Annotated in this window: 17 protein-coding genes and 2 pseudogenes; 7 read left to right on the top strand and 12 right to left on the bottom strand. The window is 73.4% G+C overall.

Going from position 1 to position 19,824, the window contains the following annotated elements:
- Positions 1 to 25: 25 nt before the first annotated feature.
- From BLU79_RS14945 to BLU79_RS14925, 5 genes are all read right to left on the bottom strand, one after another.
- The gene (locus BLU79_RS14945) at positions 26 to 526 is read right to left on the bottom strand and encodes a hypothetical protein (RefSeq protein ID WP_093906235.1); all 501 of its coding nucleotides are present in this window, start codon (positions 524 to 526) and stop codon (positions 26 to 28) included.
- Between the two features lie 122 nt (positions 527 to 648).
- The gene (locus BLU79_RS14940) at positions 649 to 1,479 is read right to left on the bottom strand and encodes a hypothetical protein (RefSeq protein ID WP_093906234.1); all 831 of its coding nucleotides are present in this window, start codon (positions 1,477 to 1,479) and stop codon (positions 649 to 651) included.
- A gap of 163 nt (positions 1,480 to 1,642) precedes the next feature.
- Positions 1,643 to 1,951 (bottom strand): ATP-binding cassette domain-containing protein, encoded by a 309-nt coding sequence (locus BLU79_RS48595; protein ID WP_218137779.1) that lies wholly within the window; start codon positions 1,949 to 1,951, stop codon positions 1,643 to 1,645.
- Positions 1,952 to 2,179: 228 nt separating this feature from the next.
- A complete protein-coding gene (locus tag BLU79_RS14930; protein ID WP_093906233.1) occupies positions 2,180 to 4,513 on the bottom strand; it encodes a heavy metal translocating P-type ATPase in 2,334 nt (777 codons plus the stop codon).
- Positions 4,514 to 4,535: 22 nt separating this feature from the next.
- Positions 4,536 to 5,402, bottom strand: coding sequence for a universal stress protein (locus BLU79_RS14925; protein WP_093906232.1), 867 nt, complete (start codon positions 5,400 to 5,402; stop codon positions 4,536 to 4,538).
- Between the two features lie 322 nt (positions 5,403 to 5,724).
- Between BLU79_RS14925 and BLU79_RS14920 the strand changes: the two genes are divergently transcribed.
- Together BLU79_RS14920 and BLU79_RS14915 are read left to right on the top strand one after the other, a co-directional pair.
- Positions 5,725 to 6,603 (top strand): universal stress protein, encoded by an 879-nt coding sequence (locus tag BLU79_RS14920; protein WP_093906231.1) that lies wholly within the window; start codon positions 5,725 to 5,727, stop codon positions 6,601 to 6,603.
- Positions 6,604 to 6,605: 2 nt separating this feature from the next.
- Positions 6,606 to 9,428, top strand: coding sequence for a cation-translocating P-type ATPase (locus BLU79_RS14915; protein WP_093906230.1), 2,823 nt, complete (start codon positions 6,606 to 6,608; stop codon positions 9,426 to 9,428).
- Here the strand turns inward: BLU79_RS14915 and BLU79_RS14910 are convergent.
- The 4 genes from BLU79_RS14910 to BLU79_RS14895 all read right to left on the bottom strand — a co-directional run bounded on the left by BLU79_RS14910 (position 9,347) and on the right by BLU79_RS14895 (position 12,742).
- Positions 9,347 to 10,345, bottom strand: coding sequence for an Acg family FMN-binding oxidoreductase (locus BLU79_RS14910; protein ID WP_093906476.1), 999 nt, complete (start codon positions 10,343 to 10,345; stop codon positions 9,347 to 9,349). The two genes, BLU79_RS14915 and BLU79_RS14910, sit on opposite strands and share 82 nt — an antisense overlap.
- Positions 10,346 to 10,585: 240 nt before the next feature.
- Positions 10,586 to 11,290 carry a response regulator gene (locus tag BLU79_RS14905; protein ID WP_093906229.1) on the bottom strand — a complete coding sequence of 235 codons (705 nt, stop codon included), beginning with the start codon at positions 11,288 to 11,290 and terminating at the stop codon, positions 10,586 to 10,588.
- Between the two features lie 277 nt (positions 11,291 to 11,567).
- A complete protein-coding gene (locus tag BLU79_RS14900; protein ID WP_093906228.1) occupies positions 11,568 to 12,227 on the bottom strand; it encodes a CBS domain-containing protein in 660 nt (219 codons plus the stop codon).
- Positions 12,228 to 12,277: 50 nt separating this feature from the next.
- Positions 12,278 to 12,742: a cyclic nucleotide-binding domain-containing protein gene (locus tag BLU79_RS14895; RefSeq protein ID WP_093906227.1), complete on the bottom strand. Its 465-nt coding sequence runs from the start codon at positions 12,740 to 12,742 to the stop codon at positions 12,278 to 12,280.
- A gap of 219 nt (positions 12,743 to 12,961) precedes the next feature.
- On the opposite strand from BLU79_RS14895, the gene BLU79_RS14890 reads away from it, so the two are divergent.
- On the top strand, positions 12,962 to 13,918 hold the full coding sequence (locus tag BLU79_RS14890; protein WP_093906226.1) for a carbamate kinase: 957 nt from the start codon (positions 12,962 to 12,964) through the stop codon (positions 13,916 to 13,918).
- 173 nt (positions 13,919 to 14,091) lie between these two features.
- Here the strand turns inward: BLU79_RS14890 and BLU79_RS49960 are convergent, their stop codons facing one another.
- Complete coding sequence (locus BLU79_RS49960) at positions 14,092 to 14,970, bottom strand: SulP family inorganic anion transporter (RefSeq protein WP_371131867.1); 879 nt, start codon at positions 14,968 to 14,970, stop codon at positions 14,092 to 14,094.
- A gap of 112 nt (positions 14,971 to 15,082) precedes the next feature.
- Positions 15,083 to 15,622, bottom strand: a pseudogene (locus BLU79_RS49955) (SulP family inorganic anion transporter); the annotation flags it as partial.
- A 251-nt stretch (positions 15,623 to 15,873) separates the two neighbouring features.
- On the opposite strand from BLU79_RS49955, the gene BLU79_RS14880 reads away from it, so the two are divergent.
- The 4 genes from BLU79_RS14880 (at position 15,874) to BLU79_RS14865 (ending at position 19,424) form a co-directional block, all read left to right on the top strand.
- Positions 15,874 to 16,482 (top strand): DoxX family protein, encoded by a 609-nt coding sequence (locus BLU79_RS14880; protein WP_093906475.1) that lies wholly within the window; start codon positions 15,874 to 15,876, stop codon positions 16,480 to 16,482.
- A 110-nt stretch (positions 16,483 to 16,592) separates the two neighbouring features.
- On the top strand, positions 16,593 to 17,498 hold the full coding sequence (locus BLU79_RS14875) for a universal stress protein (RefSeq protein ID WP_093906225.1): 906 nt from the start codon (positions 16,593 to 16,595) through the stop codon (positions 17,496 to 17,498).
- A gap of 25 nt (positions 17,499 to 17,523) precedes the next feature.
- Complete coding sequence (locus tag BLU79_RS14870; protein WP_093906224.1) at positions 17,524 to 18,546, top strand: zinc-dependent alcohol dehydrogenase; 1,023 nt, start codon at positions 17,524 to 17,526, stop codon at positions 18,544 to 18,546.
- Entirely contained in the window at positions 18,543 to 19,424 is an 882-nt protein-coding gene (locus BLU79_RS14865) for a universal stress protein (RefSeq protein ID WP_093906223.1), read from the top strand. Before BLU79_RS14870 ends, BLU79_RS14865 begins: the two co-directional genes overlap by 4 nt.
- 122 nt (positions 19,425 to 19,546) lie before the next feature.
- Here the strand turns inward: BLU79_RS14865 and BLU79_RS14860 are convergent.
- Positions 19,547 to 19,798, bottom strand: a pseudogene (locus tag BLU79_RS14860) (polyphosphate kinase 2); the annotation flags it as partial.
- Positions 19,799 to 19,824 lie beyond the last annotated feature (26 nt).

Here is a 19,824-nt window from a genome sequence, read left to right as displayed (position 1 = left end):
CCGTTGAGCGGGCCGCCCCCGGCTGTCAGGCTGCCTTGATACCCGAGATGAGCCGCGTCGCCAGGTCGGACTGCACCATCAACCGCGTGCGGTGCACCCGGTTCCCGGAGTCCTGCCAGGTGAGCGTGACCCGGGTCCAGCAGTGCCCCATCCCGCTGTCGTTGTAGACCACCTTCCAGGCGATCGGCACGCCCTTGGCGCGCAGCACGCCGTCCCTGTGGTGGGCGGCCTCCCAGCGAGCCAGGACGCTGCGCAGCTGCTCGGTGAGGTAGTGGCCGCGCAGGGAGTCGGCCAGCCGGCCGCGCCCGGAGTCGAACAGGACGTCGATGTAGGCGCCGTAGAAGTCGGCGACCCGGTCGACCGTGCTCGTCGGGCTCCCGCTGCGAGCAGGGGCGGTGGTGACCGTGGTGACGGTGGCCGGAGTGTCCGCCCGGACGCCGCCGCTCGCGGCCGCCGGCACCGAGGCTCCGACGGCCGCCGCCGCGCCGACGAGCGCGACGCGACGGAACGTGCGTGACGTAGCCATGCCTTGACTCCTTTCGCGAAGGAGGAACGAATGGGTCCCTCAACTCCAGTACAGCGCGGATGAGTTGCCCGATGCGCGGGCCGACCGGCCCCACGCGAGGGCCGATCGGCGGCGGCCGGCGGTCATGCCCCGGCGCCGGTCGTCAGCCGGTGCCGCAGCGACAGGGACGCGACGGTGAGGAGGGCGGTGGCGAGGCGGCGAGGATGCCCACGTCGCGCAGGATCGCGGCCAGGTTCCCGTCCCGGGACAGGAGCGTCGTCCACGCGTCGACGGCCCAGGCGTGCGGCATCGCGTGTCCGGCGCCGCGCAGCCGGTCGGGGGCCACGGCCGGCGGCCACATGCAGCCGCCCGGCATGCCCATCGCGATGCCGAGGGTGGGGCCGATTGCGTGCACCTGCTCCGGCGTACGGAACAGGGCCCCGGCCGGCACACCGGCGCCGGTGCCCCACCACGGCCCATGCGGTGACCAGCACGCCCGCGGCGGGGGGATCGCCCCACTGCGCGTTGAAGGCCGGCGCCCCGACGCCGACGATCAGCAGGGACTGCAGGACCGCCAGCAGCAGACAGGCGATCGTCTCGCCGAACACCAGGGTGCGGGCGGCGACGGGTGCAGGGAGCGCGCGGGCGTACACCCCCGTCCGGCGTGTCTGCACGATGGCAGCACCGCCTGCCAGTGCGTTGATGAACACGAACAGCACCAGCATGGTCGGTGTGCTGTAGCTGTAGCCGAGCGGCAGGAAGTCGCTCTGGCCGTTGACGGTCTCGCTGCGGACGACGGTCGGGGACGCGGCCTGCTTTGCGCCTCGGGCGAGTGCGAGGTTCTCGTCGAAGGACCCGCCGGCCTCGTCACCGGCGAACAGGGCGGCCTGCAGCCGTGCCGCGTGCTCGGCCAGGACGGCCGACACCGGGGACACGGCGCCGTGCCCGGCGCTGCCCGTGGGCTCCACCGGCACTTGGACGCTCCGGACGGTAGGCCGTGAGGCCGCCGGCGGCGGTCAGCCGCACCCGGTCCCGCTCGGCCACCAGCGCCACCAGCTCGCGCGGGGTGCCCTCGGCGACCCGGCGGCCCCGGTCGATGATGCCGACCCGGTCGCAGAGGCGCTCGGCCTCCTCCCTTTAGTGCGTGGTGGAGAGGACGGCCATGCCCTCCTCGCCGAACCGGGTGACGCTCTCCAGGATCGCGTGCCGGCTCGGCGGGTCGACGCCGACGGTCGGCTCGTCCGGCACCGGCAGCGTCGGCGAATGCGCCAGCCCGGCCCCGATGTTGAGGCGGCGGCGCATGCCGCCCGACAGGGACTCGACGCCGTCGCGGTCCCGGGAACCGAGGTCGATGAGGTCCAGCACCTCGTCGACGCGGCGCTCCGACTGACGGCGCGGCAGCCGGTGGAGGCGGCCGAAGAAGCGGAGGTTCTCGCGGACGCTCAGGTCGGGGGGTACAGGGCCACGTCCTGAGGGACGAGGCCGATGAGTTGCTTGGCCGGGCCGGCGGCGGTGCTCACCGGACGGCCCGCCACGTGCATGGTCCCGGCGTCGGGGCGCAGCAGCCCGCGCGAGCTGGTGGCGCTGGTGGCTGAGTGGCGTCCGGGTGTGGCCCGGGAACGGTCATGACATCGCCTCCACGGGCGGGGCCCGCAGGGCGTGTTCGTGGCGTTTTCAGGGCGCGAGCGAGAAGTAGTTCTCCTCCTCCTGCGTGAAGTGCAGCCGCAGCACCGTGTGCAGCCCGTACAGGCAGGCCCGCAGGTCGTCGAGTTGCTCCGGGGCCAGGATTCCTTCGGGCCCGGCCAGGGCGAGGTGGGTGGCGATGCGGTGGGCGAGGCGGTCGATCTCGACGTGGGCCCGGCTCATCGTGGCGGTGGCCTCGGGGCCGCCGAGCGTGGGGGCGAGGGCCGGGTACAGCTGGTGCTCCTCGGCGTACTCGTGCGGCAGGAGCCGTTCGGTGAGCAGGTGGTGCACATGGCGGACGGCCGCGAGGGCCTGTGGTCCGGGGCTGTCCGAGAGGTGGTCGGCGGCGGAGCGCACGGCCTCCAGGACGTCCTGCAGGTCGTCGTGCTCCCTCGCGAAGCGGTGGATGAGGGCCTCCGTGGACGGCTGGAGCGTGGGGCGTGCCCTGCGGTCGTCGCCCAGCGCGCGCAGGGCGTTGAGGATCACCGCGACATCGATGCCCTCCTGGAGCAGGGCGCCGACGGCGGGCGGGAGGAAGCCGAGGGCGGCCGCGGCCATCGCGATCAGCGACAGCGCCATGCCGCCGAGGGCGCTCTGCACGGCGATACGCCGGGATCGTACGGCGATGCCGACCGCGTCGGCCAGGCGGTCCACCCGGTCGGTGGTCAGCACGATGTCGGCGGTCTCCGAGGACGCGGTGGAGCCGCGCGCGCCCATCGCCACGCCGACGTCGGCGGCGGCGAGGGCGGGTGCGTCGTTGACGCCGTCGCCCACCATCACGGTGACCGCACGGTCGCGTTCGGCGCGCACCGCGGTGACCTTGCCGGCCGGGGACAGGCCCGCCCGGACGTCGTCGAGGCCGAGCACGGCGCCGACCTCGTGGGCGGGTTCGGGGCGGTCGCCGGTGAGCATGACGAGCCGTTCGACGCCGGCCGAGCGCAGCCGGCGCAGCGTGCGTGGCGCGTCGTGGCGCAGCGCGTCGCGCAGCAGGACGGCACCGACCGGTCGGCTGTCCACGGTGAGCCAGACGACGGTCGCCCCGTCCAGGACGGCCCGGTTGTCCGCCGAGCGGGCCCAGGCGGGCTTCTCGGCGTCGGTGTCGAGGCCGCCTACGCCCATCCGGCGCCCCGCGATGGTGCCCCGTGCGCCGCGGCCGGGCTCCTCGGACACGTCAGCGGGCACGGACAGCCGCAGTCCCCGCTCGCGGGCGGCGTCGACGAGGGCCCGCGCGAGGACGTGCGGCGAGTACTGGTCGAGCGAGGCGGCCAGCCGCAGCACCTGCGACGGCTGCCAGCCGTGGGCGGCGATCACGTCGAGCACCCGGGGATGGCCGCCGGTGAGCGTGCCGGTCTTGTCCAGCAGCAGCGTGCGGGCCCGGCCGAGGTTCTCAAGGGCTCCGCCGTCTCGGATGACCACGCCCAGGCGCGATGCCCGCGACAGCCCGGAGACCACGGCCACCGGCGCCGCCAGCAGCAGCGGGCACGGCGTGGCGACCACCAGAACCGCCACCGCCCGCACGGCGGAACCGCTGATCAGCCAGGTCAACCCAGCCACGGCCACGGTGAGCGGCAGGAACCAGGCCGCGTACCGGTCGGCCAGCCGCACCACGGGTGCCGACTCTGCGGAGGCCTGCCGGGCCAGCCGTACGATCCCGGCGTACGTGCTGTCCTGCGCGGTCGCGGTGGCGCGCAGTTCGAAGGCGCCGCCCGCGTTGACCGCACCACTGCGCACCGACTCGCCCGGCGGGTGCCGTACAGCCAGCGGTTCGCCGGTGAGCACCGACTCGTCGAGCTCGGCCGGGTCACCCGCCACGCTCCCGTCGACGGGGACGACCTCGCCGGGCCCGACCACGAGCAGGTCACCGACGGCGACTACGGCCAGGGGCACCTCGCGCACGTCGGTGCCGGTGCGGCGCCGGGCGGTGCGGGGCGCGTGCTCCAGCAGGGCGCGCAGGTCGCGCGAGGCCCGTTGCCGAGCGGACGCCTCCAGTGCCCGTCCGGTGGCGAGCATCAGCGCGATCAGGGATCCGGCCAGGTACTCGCCCACGGCAAGGGTGCCGCCCAGCGCCAGGACCGCGATCAGGTCCACGCCCGCCTGCCCGCGGCGCAACGCGCCCAGCACCCAGCCGATCGCCGGCCCTACGGCGACGACCGTGCCCAGGGCCCAGCACAGTTCGGCGAGGCCGGTGGCGCCCGCGAGCCAGAAGGCACCGCCGACGGTCAGAGCGACGACGGTGTCGGCCAGCAGGAGCGATTCGAGCGGCGGCATACGGGAGAGGGCCGTCAGCAGCCGGTGCGACGGCCTCCCGGGAAGGAAACGGTTCATGACGGTCCTCGCCCCGGGCGGCTCAGTCGTGCGGAACGACGGCGACGGGGCACGGTACGTGATGCAGGGCCGCGTGGGCGACCGGTCCGAGCTTCCAGGTCAGGTGCGACGAATGGCGCCTGCGCCCCACGACGGTGAGGCAGCCGCGGTCGGACGCCGTGAGCAGCACCTGCGTGGCGGGGCCCGTGGCCACGTGCTTGGTGACGGGGACGTCGGGGAACTTCTCCCGCCACGGTGCCAGTGCTTCGGCCAGCCGCACGCGCTCCTCGGCCTCGAAGTCCTCGTCGAGCTGGGTGACGAGCGAGGTCAGGGGCAGCGCCCGCACGGCCCGCAGCCGCGCGCCGCGCGCCGCGGCCGCGGTGAACGCGAACTCCAGCAGCGGGCCGGCCGTCGCTCCCGGCTCCTGCACGCCGACCACGACCTCGTTCCGGTCCGGCGCCGCCGGGTGACCCCAGCCCGCCTCGACGGCCGGATCGCCTGCCCGCACGGCGACGGCCGGACAGGGCGTCAGGCCCAGCACGTGCAGGCTGATGGTGCCGAGCAGGAAGCTCGCCACGGAACCGTGCCCGCGCGAGCCGAGCACGAGCATCGACGCGCTCTCGCCGCGCTCCAGGAGGGCGTGTGCGGCAGGAGCCGACACCAGTTCCGTGGTCAGGGCCAGGTCACCGTGGCGATGCAGGAGTTCGGCAGAGGCCCGCTCCAGGACCTCCCGGCCGTAGCGCTGCTTGTTGTGCGCCTCCTGGGCGATGGGCACGTCCAAGGGCTGGGTGGTCCAGGAGTGGAGCAGGACCAGGGGCAGATGGCGGTCCGCTGCTTCGCGGGCGGCCCACCACGCGGCCGTCACGCTCGCGGGCGAACCGTCGAGTCCGACGACGACAGGTCCGGTCATGACGCACCTCCGGTATCGGCGCGGCAGCCTGTTGCACGCCGCCGCGCGTGTTCTCCCTCCGTGCTTCCAGCGTGGGAGTCCGGCCATCGACGGGACGAGGGCCGGATGGGGGCGTTCCCTGGCCCGTACGGCCCCTGTGCGGGATCCGACCGGCGGGGCGAATCTGTGGGGACAAGGGGGAGGCGAGGGCATCGGCCCGAGGTCGCCGGGCCAGAGGCCCGGCCGCATGGCGCTGCCCTCGCCACGTCGGACGGAGCCTGGCGGGCCTGGCACGCGGAAGTCGTACGCAGTCCGAGGATCCCGCCCGGGAAAGGGGAGTGCGATGAACGGCCCGGTAGTGGTGGGGGTGGACGGCTCGCCGTCGAGCATGGCGGCCGTGGAGGTCGCGGCGCGCGAGGCCGGGCTGCGGGGGGTGGGGCTCCGGCTGGTCCACGCCTTCGGCTGGCCGGCCGCGCACGTTCCGCCCGGGCGGCCCTGGGAGCCGAGCGGCGCCGGGTTGCGCGAGCTGATCGACGGCACGCTCGCCAAGGCCGAGCGGCGCGCCCACGAGGCCGCGCCGGGGATCGAGGTCATGCGCGAGATCGTGGTCGGCGAACCGGTGATGGTGCTGGAGATCGAGTCGCGCGCGGCGTCTCTGGCCGTGGTCGGCAGCCGGGGCCTGAGCCGGTTCGGGGCCCTGCTGCTCGGCTCCACCGCCGGTCATCTGGCCGCCCACGCCGCCTGCCCGGTGCTGGTGGTGCGCGGCAGGCCCAACCCAGCCGGGCCCGTCCTCCTCGCCGTCGACGGCTCACCCGCGGCACGCGGAGCCGTCGAGTTCGCCTTCGCGCAGGCCTCCCTGCACGGCACGGACCTGATCGCGCTGCACGCCTGGAACACCCGGACCGAGCGCGCCTACGACGGCCCGGGCGACCCGCCCTTCGTGACGTACGACGAGGACCGGCTGCGCGACGAGGAGCAGCGGGTGCTCGCCGAGGCGCTGGGCGGGCTGGGGGAGAAGTACCCGGACGTCACCGTGCACCGCCGGATGGTGCGCGGCGGGATCCGGCACTCGCTCATCGAGGCGAGCGCCGAGGCCGGGGTCGTCGTGGTCGGGGCGCGGGGCCGGGGCGGTTTCGCCGGGCTGCTGCTGGGCTCGGTCAGCCAGGCGGTGCTGCACCACGCGCACTGCCCGGTCGCCGTCGTCCGGACGGGTGAGGTGTGACCGTGGGAGAGCGACTTGCGGCACAGGTCGCGCCGGAGCCGGTCGCGGGGGCGGACGTCCATCGGCTCGCCCCCGAGCAGGTGGCGGCCCGTCTCGGAGTCGACCCGGCGACCGGTCTGAGCAGGCGCGAGGCCGACGAGCGCGCCACGGTCTTCGGACCCAACCGGCTGGCCGAACCGGCCCGGCGGCCCGAATGGCTGAAGTTCCTCGACCAGTTCCGCAACTGGCTGATCGGGATCCTGCTGATCGCCGCCGTGGTGGCCGGGGCCATCGGCGACATCAAGGACGCCCTGGTGATCACCGTCGTCCTCCAGATCAACGCCGTCCTCGGTTACCTCCAGGAACGACGCGCCGAGCGCAGTCTGGAGGCGCTGCGCCGGATGCTCGTGCCCACCGCCCGCGTCCGCCGCGACGGGACGGAACGAGTGGCCGAGGCCCACACCCTCGTACCCGGTGACGTAGTTCTGCTGGAGGCCGGCGACCGCGTCCCCGCCGACGGGCGGCTCACCGTCGCCGAGTCGGTGGAGGTCGCCGAGGCGGCCCTGACCGGAGAGTCCCAGCCGGTCGCCAAGAGCACCATGGCCGTCGAAGCCACCGCGACCGGCCCGGTTCCGCTCGCCGAGCGCTGCAGCATGCTGTTCATGAACACCGCGGTGACCCGGGGCCGTGCCGAGATGATCGTCACGGCCACCGGTATGCGCACCGAACTCGGGTCGATCGCCGAGGCGTTGCGCACCGGCGCCGAACCGGCCAGCCCGCTCCAGATCCAGCTGGACAGCTTAGGCCGCCGGCTCGCGCTGCTGAGCGGCGTCGCGGTCGTCGCCTACGCGCTCGTCGCCCTGATCCGAGGCGAGGGAGTGGGGGACATCGCCCTGCGGGCCGTGGCCCTTGCCGTCGCCGCGATCCCCGAAGGGCTCCCCGCCGTCCTGGCCCTGACGCTCGCGCTCGGCGTGTACCGCATGGCCCGGCGCGGCGCCATCGTCAAACGCCTGGCCTCGGTTGAGTCCCTCGGCTCGGCGACAGTCGTGTGCAGCGACAAGACCGGCACGCTGACCCTCAACGAGATGACCGTGCGGGCCCTTTGGACCGCGGGACGGCTCTACGAGGTGACCGGCGAGGGCTACGGCACCCAGGGCGCCGTCCGCGGCGGCGAGGGCCGCGCCGACCAACTCCTGTACGCGGTGCTGCCGTTCGCCCTCTGCAACGACGCCCACCTGACCGACGACGGCTTCGTGGGCGATCCCACGGAGGCCGCACTGGTCGTCCTTGCCGCCAAGACCGGCGTCGACGCCGACGGTCTGCGGGCCGAGCTGCCGCGCACCGGCGAGCTGCCCTTCGACGCGGCCACCAAGTACATGGCAACCTTCCACGCCGAACCCGACGGCCGCACTCGCGTCCACGTCAAGGGCGCGGTCGACGTCCTGCTGGGCCTGTGCACCGACGTACGGACCGACGACGGCATGCGTACCCTGGACGACGGACACCGCGACGAGGTCGAGGCCGTGACCGCACGGCTCGGCGGTTCGGGGCTGCGCGTCCTCGGCGCCGCCACCGCCCTGGTGGACGGCACGCCGGATCCCTCCGCGCTGCCGGGGCTCACCCTCGTCTCCGTCGCCGGGATCGCCGATCCGCCGCGTCCCCAGGCACGGGACGCGATGGCGCTGTGCCGTTCGGCGGGCGTCGAGGTGAAGATGATCACCGGTGACCACGCCGACACCGCCACGGCCATCGCCCGCGAGCTCGACATCGACGGACAGGTGGTGACCGGCGCCGAGCTGGACCGGATGGCCGAGGACGAGCTGGCCGCACGCATCGACGACATAGGCGTGTTCGCGCGGGTCGCCCCGGAGCACAAGGTGCTGATCGTGCGGGCCCTGACGGCCCGCGGTCACATCGTCGCCATGACCGGCGACGGCGTGAACGACGCGGCGGCGCTGCGGGCCGCCCACATCGGCGTGGCGATGGGTCGCACCGGCACGGACGTGGCCAAGGAGGCCGCCGACGTCGTCCTCACCGACGACGACTTCTCCACGATCGTGCGGGCGGTGCGCGAAGGACGCGCGATCTACGACAACATCGTCAAGTTCGTCCGCTTCCAGCTGGCCACCAACGTCGGCGCCATCCTGACCCTGCTGGGCGCCTCCCTCGCGGGCCTGCCCGCCCCCCTGACGGCGGCCCAGCTGCTGTGGGTCAACATCATCATGGACGGCCCGCCTGCCATGGCGCTGGCCGTCGACCCCGCCCGCGACGACGTGATGCGCCATCCACCGCGCGACCCGGCCGAGCGGATCCTGGACGTCCGCCGCCTGCTGGCCGTCACCCGGGCCGGCGCGATCATGGCGCTGGGCACGGTGGCAGTGCTGGCCCTCGCCCGCGAACAGGTCGACACCGACACCGCGCTGACCATGGCGTTCACCACGTTCGTCCTGTTCCAGCTGTTCAACGCCCTCAACGCCCGCGCCGACGACGGCCCTCTGCTCGGCCGCCACCAGTTCCGCAACCGGACGCTGTGGCTGTGCCTGGCCGGTGTGCTGGCGGTGCAGGTCCTCGCCGTCCATCTGCCGTGGGCGCGCACGGTGTTCGGCACGGTGCCGCTCGATGCGGGGCAGTGGGCGGTGTGCCTGGGGACGGCATCCACGGTCCTGCTGGTGGAGTTGGGTGTGCGTGGGGTGCGGTGGCTCGCGCGATCGGGGGCGGTGAAGCGGAAGCTCCCTCGGCTCGCCGCCGGCTCAGCGCCCACTGCTCAGCGGGGAATCGCCTGTACGGCGACCTCCAGCGCCTGCGACGCCGTACGCCGCGGTGACGGCGGACCCTCAGGGCCGTAGCCCAGGCGGATCACCATCTGGGCGTGGGCTCGTCGGTCGTCCTGCGGGGCGGGCGCGAGCTGCCCGCGCAGGTCGGGCCACTCCATCGCCTGGTGCAGCAGTGACGCCCGGATGCCGTGGGCGGTGGCCACCAGCAGGACGCGTTCAAGGGCCTGCCCGGCGCGCAGCCAGTCCGCGCGCCGGTCGTGCGCGGTGGACAGCACCGCGATCGTCGGCCGGGACTCGAAGAGACGGGCGGTCAGGGCGGCAGGGTGGCGGTGGGCGGCGAAGTCCCGCATGGGTATGTGCTCGCGGTAATCCTGCGCCCCGACGGCCGCCAGAGGTATGCCGAGCCCGGTGTGGTCCGGCTCCTGGACCCAGCGGCGGCTCTCCGCGGACCGGTCAGGGTCGGCCGTGGTGCGCTGTTCCCCCTCTCGGGTCAGTCGCAGCAGTTGGTCGGCCACATCGGCCCCGGGCCGGCCGAGCGCGGCACCCTCGGTGTGAGCGGCCTCGGCGAGCTCGGCCAGTACGGAGCCGGAGATCGGCAGGTCGGAGAAGGGCAGCCGGCTGCTGTGCCGGTGCCACAGGGCGTCGTACAGCCGAGGGACCGCCGAGAAACGGGCGGGACCGCCCAGCCGCACGGTCGCGAGCAGGCCGGGTTCGTCGGGGCGGGGCAGCAGCCGGGTCACCGGCTCCCGGCCGAAGTGCGCCACGGCGATGCGGAGATTGAACAGCGCGCAGCCCACGGACATGTGCAGAGCGCGCCCCGACGGGTCGGTGTGGCGCAGGCCGCGCTCGGGCACCGCCCGGAGCTCCAGCGTGTCGCTGTCGGGGGCGAGGCGGAACCGCCAGGGCTGGGTGTTGTGGATCGAGGGCGCGGCCGAAGCTGCCGAGACGAGTGTCTCCAGGGTCCGGACGTCGGGGACCGCAGTGGGCATGGCGGGCATGGGGGCTCCTCCCCGCCCGCACCGAAAGGACGGTGGGACGGCTCGATGACCCTCCCCAGGGTGGCTCGCACGGCACCGGTCAGGGCATGGGCCGTACGGCCCGACAATGCGCCGGAGGGCCCAACGGCCTGTCGGGCGGCCTCGGTTCGGATCGGTGTGGGAGCAGGACGGTCCAACGGCACGCAGAGCAGCGCCGGTTCGGTTCAGCGTCCGGTACGGCCTCGGTTCGCGTCAGCGTGCCGGACGTTCACCCGTCGGCTCGGGCTGCTCCAGGTGCGTGGCGAGCACGGCAGCCTGGACGCGGCGCTGGACACCCAGCTTGGCCAGCAGCCGGGAGATGTGGTTCTTGACGGTCTTCTCCGACAGGTACAGCCTCTTGCCGATCTCGCGGTTGGTGAGACCGTCCCCGATCAGCGCGAGGATCTCCCGCTCGCGCGGGGACAGCCCCGCGAGCTCCGGAGCCTCGGCCGGGGCCTGTGCGGGCTCGGTGCGCAGGGAGCGCATCAGCCGGGCCGTCGTCGCGGGGTCGAGCATCGACTGACCCGAGGCGACTGTGCGTACCGCCGACACGAGGTCCGAGCCCTTGATCTGCTTGAGCACATAGCCGGACGCCCCGGCCATGATCGCGTCGAGCAGGGCGTCCTCGTCGTCGAACGACGTCAGCATCAGACACGCCAGCTCCGGCATCTGGCTGCGCAGCTCACGGCAGACGGTGATGCCGTCGCCGTCCGGGAGACGTACGTCGAGCACGGCCACGTGCGGGCGGACCGCCGGGGCCCTTACCAGGGCATGCTCGACGTTCGCGGCGTCCCCGACGACGGAGATGTCCGGCTCGCTGTCCAGCAGGTCGGACAGCCCGCGCCGGACGACTTCGTGGTCGTCCAGCAGGAACACGCGGATCGGGTCCTGCGCGGTGAAGGTGCGTGGCTCGGTCATCTGGACCCCTTGTTCCCCGGGCGTGTGACGGCCCTGTGGGCCGTCCTGACGACGATCATCACGCGTCCAGGCCTCGGCCACTAGGGCCGACCGGCCCAACCCGTCCCCTTGGCGCGCCGACTGGCCCCTCCGCACTGGCCTGTCGGCCCCTGACGGTGGTGCGTGCGGTGAGACCTTGCTGCCGGTGTTCGTCTTCCATTCTGCCCCTCAGAGGGCGGGCCGGAGGACCTGCTCAGCGTAGGTTGCCACGGGCGTGTGCGCCGTGCGCTGCACGGCCTCACGGCGTCGAGGTGTCCTGCCCGTCCAGCTCGAACACCACATCCACAACCCCCTCCACCGCTCGCACCAGCCGTGCCGCCACCGGCACCAGCGACTTGTCCCGGATCTGGCCGCCCAGGCGCACGACGCCGTCGAGGACGTCGACCCGTACCGCCGGTCCAGGCTCCGGGAAGAGGTAGGCCACGACCTCCCGCCGCACCTCCTCCGCGATCTCCTCGTCGCGCCGCAGGAACACCTTCAGCAGGTCGACCCGGCTGACGACACCTTCCAGGCGTCCGTCCGCGTCGACCACGGGCAGGCGCTTGACCTTGGCCCGTGCCATGGTGCGGGCGGCCTGGGCGAGCGTCGCGTCGGCGGTGACGGTGAGGGCGGGACGGGTCATCAGCTCGCCCGCGGTCACCGAACCGGCCTTCGCCAGGTCGGACAGCCGGCGCAGCTGCGTGTACCGGTCGGGGTCGCTGTCGCGGAACTCCTCCTTGTGCAGCAGATCGGCCTCGGAGACGACGCCGAGGACCCGGCCCTCGCCGTCCACGACGGGCAGGGCGCTGACCCGGCGGTCCTGCAGAGTCCGCACGATGTCCTTGAACGCGGCGTCGCGGCCGACGACGGCGACGTCACGCGTCATCACGTCACGCACGATGTGCGGGGATCCGGGCACGATGACTCCTCCAATTCCTCGATCGCTTCGGTCCGCGCCGCCGGGCGCGGTCAGTGCACGGCGCCGCTGCCGTACGGCGCGTACAGGTCGAGCAACCGGACACGGGCCGCCTGCAGGCGGTGGGCCACGACCTCGCCCACCCACCGGGCGATGCTCCGGCCGAATTCGGGATCGTTCTGGCACATCGCGCGTACGGCGGTGGCGTCGAACTCGTACGCCCGCACCGGCGAGGCCGCCTCCGCGCCCAGATGCCAGACGTGCGGCGGGTACAGCCAGGACCAGCCGAGGAGTTCGTTGTGGCCGAGCGACTCGATGACGGCGGGCCGACGGCCGGGTACGCGCATGTCGAGTTCGACCGCGCCGGTCCGGATGATCCAGAACCGGTCGGCACGCCCGCCCTCCTCGAAGAGCCGGGCGCCCTGCGGGTAGGACACCTCGCGGGCGACTCGCAGCAGCCGTTCCCGGTGCTCGGCAGGCAGCGCCCGGGGCATGCTCGTCGATGCGGGTGCGTTCATGGGATGCCTCCAGGTCGTACGCACGGAGCTACCACCTCCAGCGTGAGCACGCGCGATGGCCGGGGCCATGGGCCACCCGGCCCCGGCACCGGGCCACCCGGCGGCCGGCGGGAGCCTTTCGGCACCCTGTGCGGACGGGCGATCCGTCGTTCGATGATGGGGAATGGAGAGCTACTCGGCGCAGACGCCACGGAGAGAGGCGAGGGAGGGGCGGAAACCATGCGCATCGTCGTCGCCCTCGGCGGCAACGCCCTGCTGCATCGGGGCGAACGCCCCGACGCGGACGTCCAGTGCACCAACATTGTCCGCGTAGCCACCGCGATCGCCGCCCTCGCCCACGACCACGAACTCGTCGTCACCCACGGCAACGCCCCTCAGCTCGACCTCCTCGCCGCCCAGAGCACGGCCGACGCGGCCCTCACCTCCCCCTACCCGCTGGATCTGCTCGGCGCCCAGACGCAGGGCATGATCGGCACCCTCCTGGTCCGCACCCTGCGCGACGTCCTGCCCGGCCGCAGGGTCATCACCCTCGTCACGCACACCCGGGTACACGTCGACGACCCCGCCTTCGAGCACCCCAGCGAGTTGGTCGGGCCGATCTACCCAGAGAAGCCCGCCCGCTTCCTGGCGGCGAAGTACGGCTGGCACATGGCCGAGGACCGGCACGGCTGGCGGCGGGTGGTCCCCGCACCCTCGCCCGAGCGGATCGTGGAGGCCGATACCGTCCGGGTTCTGCTGGAAATGGGGACCGTCGTGGTGTGCGCGGGCGGCGGAGGCGTCCCTGTCGTCGCCGACTGGGCCACCGGAGCGCTGCACGGCGTGGACGCCGTCGTGGACAAGGACCTGGCAGCCGCCCGGCTGGCCGAGGACCTGAAGGCGGACTTCCTGCTCGTGCTGACCGACGTACCCAACGTCTACGCCGGCTACGGCACCCCCGACCAGCGGCCCGTCCTCGACGCCACGCCGGCCGAACTGCGCGACGCTCTCTCCCACTGCCCTGAAGGCGTGGGAGGTACCCCCATCCCGCAGGGGTCGATGGGCCCCAAGGCCGAGGCCGCCGCCCGATTCGTGGAGAACACCGGCCAGCTGGCCGCGATCGGGGCGCTGGACGCGGCGTACGAGATCGTGCACGGCCGTTCCGGGACGCTCGTGCGGCCCGATCTGCCGGTCGCCTGACACCCGCTGACGGCGGTCACCGCTCCCGGCACCACGTCCGGTACGCCGCACGGCCGTCGGCAGGGTCGGGAAGATCAGCTCCCTGCCCACGGACTCCGCGAGACCGTAGGCCTCCAGGTCGTCCAGCAGGTCCTGCTTGACCCGGGCCGGCGCGAAGACTATGCCCCGCCGGGTCAGCTCGCGGCGCAGGTCGTCCACCGCGTCCAGGGCGGTGATGTCCACTTCGACGTTCGCCTCGGTGTTGAGGACGAACCAGCGCACCGGGCCGGTCTGTTCGTCGACGGCGGCCAGAGCACGGCGGTGGACTCCTGCGCGTTGGCGAAGAACAGCGGGCAGTCGTAGCGGTGGACAAGCAGCCCGGGGATGGTGCGGGCCTGCGGATGGTCGTCCACGTCGTGCATGCCGGCCACCCCGGGCACCAGTCCCTCGACGGCGTCGTGCGGCCGGGCCACCCGGCTCAGCGACTCGGCCACGGACAGACCCACGGCGACGAGCACGCCGTACAGCAGATCCAGCGTGAGCACGCCGACCAGGCAGCCGACCGCCAGCAGCAGTTCCCGCCGCCGGAAGGCGGCCGGCCGGGTGAAGCCCGCGAGGTCCGTCATGCCGGTCGCCGAGTACACGACGAGCGCGCCCAGTACTGCCGACGGCGTGCGGACCGGCAGCGGGCTGGGAAACAGCAGCACGGCGAGCACTGCCATGCCCGCCACCAGGGAGTACGCCTGGCTGCGGGCGCCCGCCGAGGAGGCGAGCGCGGAGCGGCCGGCACGGCTGCTCACCGGGAAGCCCTGCAGCCGGCCCGCGCCGAGATTGCTCGCGCCCAGCGTCGGGAACTCCTGGTCGGCGTCGAGGCGGTCGGCCTCGTCGTCGCGACCGGCGAACGCGTGGGCGGTGAGGATGAAGTCCGTGTAGGCGACAGGCAGGACGCCCAGAGCGGGCAGCGCCAGATGCGGGAGCTCGCTCAGGTGGGCCGCCGCCACAGAACGCAGCCCGGCCGGGACCTCGCCGATGACCTTGATCCCGTACCCCTCGTCGAGATCGAAGACAGCCACGGCCGCAGTACCCGGCACCACCGCCGGCAGGGGACCCGGCACGGCCCCGCAGCAGCCGTGCCAGGGTGAACAGGAATGCGATCGTGACGGCGGAGAAGACCATCGTCCCTGGGTGCGCCTGACCCAAGTTCCTTGCGAATGACCACAGTTGCGGGAAGAAGCCCGAACCCTCCGTGTCCATGCCGGTGAGCTTGGGCAGCTGGTCCACGATCATGATCAGGGCCACGCCCGCCAGATAGCCGATCAGGACCGGGCGGGACAGCAGGGCGGCGACGAAGCCCAGGCGCAGCAGCCGGGCCGCCAGGCACAGCAGGCCGGCCGTCACGGCGAGGGCGGCGGCCAGGGTGGTGTAGGGGTCGGGGTCCGCGCCGGCCAGTGGGGCCACCGCGGTCGCCGTCATCAGCGCGGTCGCCGCCTCGGGCCGACCGAGAGCAGCCGGGACGAGCCCAACAGGGGCGTACAGGCCGAGCGCGGGCAGGATCGCCCACAGCCCGGCGACCGGCGGCAGCCCGGCCACGCCTGCGTACGCCGTCACCTGCGGCACGAGATACGCGGCCACCGTGGCACCGGCGAGCAGGTCGCCGCGCAGCCAGGAGCGGCGGTAGCCGGCGAGGGCGGTGACCCCGGGGGCCGGCCGACGGATCGCAGGCATCAGGCGGTGCCACCCCGAGGCGTGCCCGCCCGAGCCGTGGGACATGGGGCTCCTTGCGCCGACTGCCTCCGGGATCCGTCGCGACCGCTCCGACCGGTACGTCCGCGCCTCCAGGTCCGGCGGCCGACAGGGCCCGAGGAAGGGGCCGTTCAGCCCCACGGACACGGACCTTCGGCACCGGGCGACGGCATGTCCGCGCCACGAGAGTGGACGGCGTCAACAACGAATCCGTCCCGAGGGGGATCAAGACGATGGCAGTTCACGATCAACCGCACCGCCACCTGGGATTCCGTCTCCCGTCCCTGCGCAAGGCCAAGGCGGCTGAGGCGGCGGCCGACACCACGGCGACGAGCGCTTACATCGTCGCCGGACTGCGACTGCTGACCGGGTTCATCTTCCTGTGGGCATTCCTCGACAAGACGTTCGGCCTCGGGTACGCCACTCAGTCCGGCAACGGCTGGGTCGACGGTGGCTCGCCCACCAAGGGCTTCCTCAGCGGGGTCGCAGCCGGTCCGATGGAGTCGACCTTCCACGACTGGGCCGGGGACGCCTGGGCGGACTGGCTGTTCATGCTCGGCCTGCTCGGCATCGGTGTGGCGCTGATCCTCGGCATCGGTCTCCGCCTGGCTGCGATCGCGGGCACGCTGATGATGGCCTTGATGTGGATCGCGGAGTGGCCTCCGGCCAAGCACCTCTCCGACGGGTCGCCGAGCATGTCGACCAACCCGTTCGCCGAGTACCACGTCGTCTACGCCGTCGTCCTGATCGGGCTTGCCGCCGTGGGCGCGGGCGCGGTCTGGGGGCTGGGCAAGGCCTGGGCACGCCTACCCATCGTGGAACGTCACCCCTGGCTGCGCTGAAGGCAAGGGGCCGCTGGGCCGGTCGGTCCCGGCCGGGGACCAGCGGCCCCTGCAAGAGCGACCACCCGGCTCCCAAGCTGTTAACAGATCCCCGATCAGGAGGCAGAACCATGGTCCGCACTGTTGTCGTAGGTCTCGACGGCTCGTCCGAAAGCCGGGCCGCGGCCGAGTGGGCGGCCCGCGAGGCGAAGCTGCGCGGCCTGCCGTTGAAGATCGTCCATGTATGGGAGCCCGTCCCGGAGCCCATGGCCCAGGCTCCGCTGCTCGGCGCCGAGACCCGGCAGCACTGGAGCGAGCGGGTGCCCCGCGAGGCAGCTGAGGGGATCAGGCTGCGCCACCCCGGCATCGAGGTGACCACCGAGCAGCTGACCGGAGGCTCGGCCGACACCCTCGTCAAGGCAGCCGCCGACGCGGAACTGCTGGTCCTCGGCTCGCGCGGACTCAGCGGATTCGGCGGGTTCATGGTCGGCTCCGTCGGCCTCTCCGTCGTGGCGCACGCCGAGCGGCCCGTCGTCCTCGTTCGCGCCGGAGAACAGGCCGCCGACGAGCACGAGCCGGACCCGGCGGGCATCCCGTCGGCCGCCACGCCCTATCGGCCCGTCGTCCTCGGACTCGACGCGGCGAGTCCCGACGACTCGGTGATCGAGTTCGCCTTCGCGGAGGCCGCCCGCCGTGAGACCGGCCTGCGGGCGATTCACGGCTGGAACCTGCCCCCGTACTACGTGTACGGCCTCTCCGCCGACGCCCAGCTGCACGACGAGATCGCCCGGCAGCAGGCCGCCGCTCTGGCGGAGGCCCTGCGGCCCTGGCGGCAGAAGTACCCGAATGTCGACGTCACCGAGGAGACCCCGTCCGGCAGCCCCGGAGTCCGATTGGTGGACGGCTCCCGCGAGGCCTCCTTGGTCGTCGTCGGCCGTCGCATCCGGCGCAGCCCGTTCGGCGCTCACATCGGGCCCGTCACCCACGCCGTCCTGCACCACGCCACGGCCCCCGTGGCGGTCGTGGCCCACAAGTGACATCGAAACCCAAGGAGTTGACCCCATGAAGGCAGCGGTCGTCCGAGCCTTCGGCGAGCCCCTCGTCATCGAGGACCGCCCCGACCCCGAGCCCGGCCCCGGCCAGGTCCGCATCCGGGTCGAGGCCTCCGGGCTGTGCCACACCGACATCCACGCCGCCCGAGGCGACTGGCCCGTCAAGCCCAGCCCGCCCTTCGTGCCCGGCCACGAGGGCGTGGGCCTCGTCGAGAAGCTCGGCGAGGGCGTCACGCACCTGAGCATCGGCGAGCGAGTCGCCGTGCCGTGGCTCGGCAAGGCCTGCGGCCGGTGCGAGCACTGCGTCTCCGGCTGGGAGACGCTGTGCGAGCAGCAGATCAATACCGGCTACGGCTGCGACGGCGGGTACGCCGAGAAGATGCTGGCCTGGGCCGACTTCGCCCAGCCGGTACCGAAGGGCGTCACCGCCGTCGACGCCGCCCCGCTGACCTGCGCCGGCGTGACCACGTACAAGGCGCTCAAGGTCGCCGACGTGCGGCCCTCTCAGCTCGTCGCGATCTCCGGCGTCGGCGGACTCGGTCACCTGGCCGTGCAGTACGCGAAGATCGCCGGGGCCACGGTCGCGGCCATCGACGTCACCGACGAGAAGCTCGAACTCGCCGCCGAACTGGGTGCCGACCTCGTCATCGACGCCCGCAAGCACGACGTCGGCGAGGTCCTCAAGCGGTACGGAGGCGCCCACGCGGCCATCGCGCTCGCCGTGAACGAGGACGCTTTCGCCGCCGTCAACTCCGGGCTGCGGCGCGGCGGCAAGCTCGTCATGGTCGCCCTTCCCGCGCACGGCACCCTTCAGATCCCGATCTTCGGCACCGTCCTGAACGGCACCTCGGTGATCGGCTCGATCGTCGGCACCCGGCAGGACCTCGCCGAGGTCCTCCAACTGCACGCGGCCGGCCGCACCAGGGTCATCTGCGAGACCCGCCCGCTGGCCTCCGTCAACGAGTCCATCGACGAGGTGCTGCGCGGTCAGGTCAAGGCGCGGATCGTCTTCGATCTCGGCGCGGGGAGGTGAACGCCGTGGACCTGCCTCTGGTCGTCGGCGTCGACGGTTCCGAGCCGAGCCTGCGCGCAACGGACTGGGCGTCAGACGAGGCCGTGGTGCGCGGCGTGCCGCTCCGTGTCGTGTACGCCTGCCTGTGGGAGCGCTACGAAGGCGCCGCACTCGCAAGGGACCTCGGCGAGCCCTCGGCGCAGGTGCTCCCCCAGGAGATCACCGGCGCCGCCGTCCAGCGGGCCCGCGACCGCCACCCGGACCTGAAGGTGAGTGCCGAGGTGGTGTTCGAGGAGCCCGAGTACGCCCTGGTGCGGGAGAGCCGGAACGCCTCCGCGCTCGTCGTCGGCAACCGCGGCCGCAGCGGCCTCGCCGCGGCCCTGCTCGGCTCCGTCAGCCTGACGGTTGCCGCGCACGCCCACTGCCCGGTCGTCGTCCTGCGCGGCAGCCACGACAACCAGGCCACGCCCCCGGTTCACGGACGCGTCGTCGTGGCCGTCGGCGAGGACACCGAGAACTCGGCGGCCGTGCGCTTCGCCTACGAGGAGGCCAGGCGCCGCGGGGTCCCCCTGGATGCCGTACGGGCCTGGCGGTGCCCCGCGCACGAGACCACCGACCACCCTCTGCTCGCCGACGCACCTGCCCGGCTGCACGAGCAGCACGCCGAGGAGACCCTCGCCAAGGCCCTGCGGGACGCCCCGCCCCACCTGGAACTGCGCCGCCGTACCGTCGAGGGCCACGCCCGCCGCGTGCTCGTGGACGCCTCGCACGACGCCGACCTCCTGATCGTCGGGGCCAAGCGCCGGGCCGGCCACCACGGGCTCCAGCTCGGCCGCGTCGCCCACGCCGCACTGCACCACTCCGCCTGCCCGGTCGCCGTCGTACCCCAGCCGGCGTGAGTGCCGTGACCGGCTCAGAGGCTCGCTGCGTGGTCCGGGACGCACGTCGGCAGACCGCGTGGCGGGCACCGGTGGCCAATCGGCTCCGGGCGCTCCGGCATCTCCAGGACCGGCGGGGACAGCTTCCGGCGGCGCACGGGGTCCTCCAGGACCGCGATCCGCGCAACCCGCGGATTGAAATGCCCAGGGGCCCGCTTGACGCTGCCGCCCTTGCCCGCCGCCTCCCGCCCCTCGAGGATGACGACGAGGCGGGCGCCATCTGCGCGCAACCGCTCCAGCAGCTTCGCCCGCTCCGTCTGCAGGCGCAGCAGTTCCCTCTCGTACGTCTTGCGCGGCAGCTTCTCGGCCCTCCTGGCGACCCTGCCGCCTCCCACCGCCCGTCGACCCCCGTCGACGACGC

Origin of the sequence: Streptomyces sp. cf386, from assembly GCF_900103585.1 — a bacterium.
In the GTDB taxonomy this organism is placed as follows: Bacteria; Actinomycetota; Actinomycetes; order Streptomycetales; family Streptomycetaceae; genus Streptomyces.
This window is presented reverse-complemented; position numbering and strand designations above follow the sequence as displayed.

Bases quoted from the DNA above. Each gene is read 5' to 3' on its own strand.
- BLU79_RS14910 (WP_093906476.1), bottom strand. From the start codon at position 10,345: ATGCCCACTGCGGTCCCCGACGTCCGGACCCTGGAGACACTCGTCTCG.
- BLU79_RS14880 (WP_093906475.1), top strand. From the start codon at position 15,874: ATGGCAGTTCACGATCAACCGCACCGCCACCTGGGATTCCGTCTCCCG.
- BLU79_RS14945 (WP_093906235.1), bottom strand. From the start codon at position 526: ATGGCTACGTCACGCACGTTCCGTCGCGTCGCGCTCGTCGGCGCGGCG.
- BLU79_RS14925 (WP_093906232.1), bottom strand. From the start codon at position 5,402: ATGACCGGACCTGTCGTCGTCGGACTCGACGGTTCGCCCGCGAGCGTG.
- BLU79_RS14905 (WP_093906229.1), bottom strand. From the start codon at position 11,290: ATGACCGAGCCACGCACCTTCACCGCGCAGGACCCGATCCGCGTGTTC.
- BLU79_RS14890 (WP_093906226.1), top strand. From the start codon at position 12,962: ATGCGCATCGTCGTCGCCCTCGGCGGCAACGCCCTGCTGCATCGGGGC.
- BLU79_RS14930 (WP_093906233.1), bottom strand. From the start codon at position 4,513: ATGAACCGTTTCCTTCCCGGGAGGCCGTCGCACCGGCTGCTGACGGCC.
- BLU79_RS14875 (WP_093906225.1), top strand. From the start codon at position 16,593: ATGGTCCGCACTGTTGTCGTAGGTCTCGACGGCTCGTCCGAAAGCCGG.
- BLU79_RS14870 (WP_093906224.1), top strand. From the start codon at position 17,524: ATGAAGGCAGCGGTCGTCCGAGCCTTCGGCGAGCCCCTCGTCATCGAG.
- BLU79_RS14895 (WP_093906227.1), bottom strand. From the start codon at position 12,742: ATGAACGCACCCGCATCGACGAGCATGCCCCGGGCGCTGCCTGCCGAG.
- BLU79_RS14920 (WP_093906231.1), top strand. From the start codon at position 5,725: ATGAACGGCCCGGTAGTGGTGGGGGTGGACGGCTCGCCGTCGAGCATG.